4 protein-coding genes and 1 pseudogene are annotated in these 4392 nt (G+C 73.8%); 2 read left to right on the forward strand and 3 right to left on the reverse strand.

From position 1 onward, the window contains the following. Window positions 1-1151 (forward strand): DNA repair protein RadA (radA, locus tag TA90_RS02130; protein ID WP_043534377.1); only part of this gene is annotated, 1151 nt, incomplete at its 5' end. 45 nt (window positions 1152-1196) lie between these two features. Beyond that, window positions 1197-2270, forward strand: a complete 1074-nt coding sequence (disA, locus tag TA90_RS02135; RefSeq protein WP_043534378.1) for a DNA integrity scanning diadenylate cyclase DisA — start codon at window positions 1197-1199, stop codon at window positions 2268-2270. A 74-nt stretch (window positions 2271-2344) separates the two neighbouring features. Here the strand turns inward: disA and TA90_RS02140 are convergent, their stop codons facing one another. The 3 genes and pseudogenes from TA90_RS02140 to TA90_RS15415 form a co-directional block, all read right to left on the reverse strand. Continuing rightward, window positions 2345-3055, reverse strand: a complete 711-nt coding sequence (locus TA90_RS02140) for a hypothetical protein (protein ID WP_043534379.1) — start codon at window positions 3053-3055, stop codon at window positions 2345-2347. A 49-nt stretch (window positions 3056-3104) separates the two neighbouring features. Beyond that, window positions 3105-3587: a DUF3180 family protein gene (locus tag TA90_RS02145; protein ID WP_043534380.1), complete on the reverse strand. Its 483-nt coding sequence runs from the start codon at window positions 3585-3587 to the stop codon at window positions 3105-3107. Continuing rightward, window positions 3584-4392: pseudogene (locus TA90_RS15415) on the reverse strand (hypothetical protein); the annotation flags it as partial. The gene TA90_RS02145 and the pseudogene TA90_RS15415, both read right to left, overlap by 4 nt.

Below are 4392 nucleotides of genomic sequence, written 5' to 3' on the forward strand. Positions count from 1 at the left end.
ACCGCGTCCTGGGCGGGGGGATCGTCCCCGGGGCGGTCGTGCTGCTCGCCGGTGAGCCGGGCGTCGGCAAGTCCACCTTGCTCCTCGACGTCGCGGCACGCGCGGCACGGGCCTCCCGCGAGGCCGGTCGGCCGGGCCCGGTGCTGTACGTGACCGGTGAGGAGTCCTCCGCCCAGGTGAAGGGCCGGGCCGAGCGCATCAGCGCGGTGGACGAGTCACTCCTCCTCGCCGACGACAACGACCTGGCGACCATCCTCGGCCACGTCGAGGCCGTGTCCCCCTCCCTGCTCGTCGTCGACTCCGTCCAGACCATCCGGTCCTCCCAGGTCGAGGGCGGTGCGGGCGGCGTCGCACAGGTGCGGGCAGTGGCCGCGGGCCTCATCCGCACCGCCAAGGAGCACGACCTGCCCGTGCTCCTGGTGGGTCACGTGACCAAGGACGGCGGGATCGCCGGACCGCGGGTCCTCGAGCACCTCGTCGACGTCGTGTGCCAGTTCGAGGGCGACCGGCACTCCCGCCTGCGTCTCCTGCGTGCGGTCAAGAACCGGTACGGCCCCACCGACGAGGTCGGTTGCTTCGAGCTCACCGACACCGGTATCAGGGGATTGGCCGACCCCTCGGGCCTGTTCCTCTCGCGCACCAGCCGTGACGTCCCCGGTTCCTGCGTGACGGTGTCCCTGGAGGGGCGGCGCCCCATGCCCACCGAGGTCCAGGCCCTCGTCGCCGCCTCGCCGGGGGGCTCCCCCCGGCGCACGACCTCCGGCGTGGACCACTCACGGATCGCGATGGTGCTGGCGGTCCTCCAGGCTCGGCTCCGCCAGGACACCTCCACGCTCGACGTCTACGTCTCCACGGTGGGCGGAGCGCGCGCCGTCGAACCGGCCGTCGACCTGGCCAGTGCCATCGCCGTCGTCTCCGCGATCCGCGGCACCGCACCCCGGGCGGGGATGGTGGCCATCGGTGAGGTCGGACTCACCGGCGAGCTGCGCGCCTGCGTGGGTGTCCAGCGCCGCCTCCAGGAGGCGGCACGCCTCGGGTTCACCACCGCCCTCGTCCCGGAGCAGGGCCTGGAGGACCTCCGGGCCGTGGAGGGCATGTTCGTGCGTCCCGTACCGGACCTGGCGACCGCCGTGGATGCCGCCCTGCCGTAGAATCGGACGGACAGCATCGGCGGCGTCGGAAGGCGGACGGACACCATGGGTTCAGATGTGGCGACCCTGCGCTCGGCCCTCCAGGCGATCGCCCCCGGGACCGCGTTGCGTGAGGGCCTGGAGCGGATCCAGCGCTCCCACACCGGGGCCCTCATCGTCCTCGGCCACACCCCCGAGGTCACCGACATCTGCTCGGGCGGTTTCGAGCTGGACGTGGAGTTCTCCGCCTCCCGCCTGCGGGAGCTGTGCAAGATGGACGGCGCGGTCGTGCTGGACACGGACAACTGGCGCATCCGCCGTGCCAACGTCCAGCTCCTGCCCGACCCCTCGATCCCGACCGACGAGTCCGGCATGCGCCACCGCACCGCCCAGCGCACGGCCCGCCAGACGGGCCTGCCGGTGCTCTCCCTGTCGGCCTCCATGCGGCTGATCTCGATCTACGTCGGCGAACTGCACCACACCGTCGAGGAGCCCGAGGCGCTGCTGTCCAGGGCCAACCTGGCCGTGGACACCCTGGACCGCTACAGCCAGCGCCTCGACGAGGTCCTCCAGACCCTCACGGTCCTCGAGATGCGGGACTCCGCCACGATCCGTGACGTCGCCACCGTCATGCAGCGCATGGAGATGATCCGACGCATCACCTCCGAGATCAACGGCTACCTCGAGGAGCTCGGCTCCGACGGGCGGCTCCTCGCCCTGCAGGTGGACGACCTCGTGCGCGGGTCCGCCTCGGAGCGCGCCCTCGTGCTGCGGGACTACATCCGTGACCCCACGGCCATCGCCGCTGCGGAGTCCCACCTCTCCGAACTCGGGGGGGACCGCCTCGTCGACCTCTCCGCCATCGCGAACGTGCTGGGGTTGGGGGTCTTCGACGTGGCGGACCTGGACCGGGTGGTCCAGCCACGCGGCATCCGGGCGCTGTCCCTGGTGCCCCGGCTCCCGTGGAACGTCATCAAGCTCATCGCGGAGAACTGGTCGACCCTGTCCGAGCTGCGTGAGGCGAGCGTCGAGGACCTCCAGCAGGTGGAGGGGATCGGCCCCTACCGGGCCAAGCTCATCCAGGAGAACCTCGAGCGCCAGCACGCCATGGCCTCCTCCGGCAGCATGGTCGGGTGGTGAGCGCGTCGGGGCGCTGAGGGCAACTCAGGCCGCGGCACCCGCAGCCCCTCCCCCGAAGGTCGCCCCGGGCGCGCTCAACGGAGTTCGAAGACGACCTCCTGGCCGAGTCCCGCCCCGTCCAGGTACGCCCGGACCCGGTAGGTGCCGGCACCCGCGACCTGCGCCTGGCCGTCGCCGTCGGTGTCCACCGGCGTGCAGCCGTCGTAGGTGAGACCGTCCCAGGTGAGGCTGCCCGACCACGTCTCCCCCGCCGCGAAGAGCAGGGGATCCTCCCCCGACTGCCGCCCCTCGCAGGTGGCCGAGTCGTAGAGCGTCTGGTCACCGCTGAGCACGCGGATCGTGACCTGTCCGAACGCGGTCGAGCACTCGCCCGCGGAGGGACCCGTCAGCTTGACACCCACCGTGACGCCCGAGCCGACACCCGGCGACCCGTCGATGCCGACCTCGGCGGTGAGGTCCTGCGCGGTGCACGCCAGGATGACGACCGCGGAGGACCCGTCGTCGTCGGAGAGGTCGGTGGGGTCCGTCGGCCCGCCGCCGGACTGGGCGTCACCGGACTGCGCCGCACCCGACTGGACGGCCCCCGTCGCCCGTGACGACGAGGTCACGGCCCCGACGAGGTGGGCGACGCCACCCACCAGGAGACCCAGGACGAGGAGCAGGGCCGCACCCGTGATCAGGCGACGTGGCCAGAGATTGGGCTGCGGACGCGAGCTGCGCCCCGGCCCCCTCCGGCCACCCGATGCGCCTCGATCTGCTGTCCCGTCCGTCCGCCCGACTGCCATGCCCCCGACGCTAGGTCCTCGGTGAGCGCCCGTACCTCCCCCACGCCGGTCAGGCCGGAGAGTTGGCCGTGACGTCCCTCCCGTCGCCGTCGTGCCCGTCGGTGTCGATGGTGCACCACCGCTCGACCACGACGGCGGTCACCGTCAGCACCACGGCGGCGAGCGCCGAGATTCCGGCCCCCGTCGCGGAGGAGGACATGGCGGCGGCCTCGAGGCGGGTGCTCCCCACGGCGGCGATGCCCCCGAGCACACCGACCGACAGTGCTCCCGTCCACGCCGATGCCCGCGCCGCGACGGCCGTGCGGACGGCCTTCAGGGGGGTCATCCAGGTCCGCTTGTGCTCCCGCAGGCGCACGACGGCACGCCCGGCCCAGAAGAGCGCCACGGCGAGGACACCGTAGACGATGGCGAGGTAGGGGGTGACGAGGGCGGGGCCGTGCCCGATCCCCACCGAGACCGCGCTCCCCAACGCCGCCAGGAACGCGGACACCAGGGCGCCGGCGACCAGGTGGAGCACGGACAGCGGTCTCACTCCCGGCCACCCTCACGGTGGGAGCGTCTCTGGACGGGGAGCTGGCCGGTGACGGTGGGACGCACCGTGAGCCCACGGAGGATGGAGGTCTGGGTCGTGGGGTCGTGCTCGAGCGGCCCCTGCGGTGTCCCCGGCGGCAGGTCGACCTTCAGGATCGAACGCCTGCCGGGGGTGGGGCGGTCCTCACCGTCCGTGGCAGGTGGCGTCTGTTCCTCGTCCTGCTGCCCCTCGAGCGGGCGCAGGTCGGCTGCGTCGTCGACGATGCGGACGCGTTCCCCCGAGGGGAAGTCCCACTCCGGCAACGCCCGGCCGTGGACCGGGGAGGGCCGCCCGCCCTCACCGCCACCCGGCAGGCCGGTGCCGGCCACCCCCGGATGGGGGACGTCGGATGCCCCCGACGGAGGGTTCCCCTCGGTGGGGGTCTCCCCGCCGGCCCGCCCGCCGCGAGGTCCGGGAGCGGAGGAACCCGGAGCCGGGGAACCGGAGTCCTCGGTCCGTGCTGCCCCGGTGCGGGGGGTGCCCGCCCCGGGGGTGGAGTCGGCTGAGCGCCTGAGGGGCACCCACATGCCGGAACGTCGTCTGGGCCCGGTGGACGCGCCCTCCTGTGCCGCCGCTGCGACCTGGGGCCCGGGCCCCGCCGTGGAGCCCGGGGGAACGCCGGGGGACCCCTGGGTCGTGGGGGCCTCCCCACCGGGGGCCTCCCCACCGGGGGCAGTGCCGGTCGGGGCCGACCACTGCGGCGTCCCCTCCCCGGACCCTGTCGTCCCGTCCCCCGCCGCCGGGCGTGCCTGCTCGGGGGCCCGTC

Source organism: Actinomyces polynesiensis, from assembly GCF_000820725.1.
GTDB lineage: Bacteria > Actinomycetota > Actinomycetes > Actinomycetales > Actinomycetaceae > Pauljensenia > Pauljensenia polynesiensis.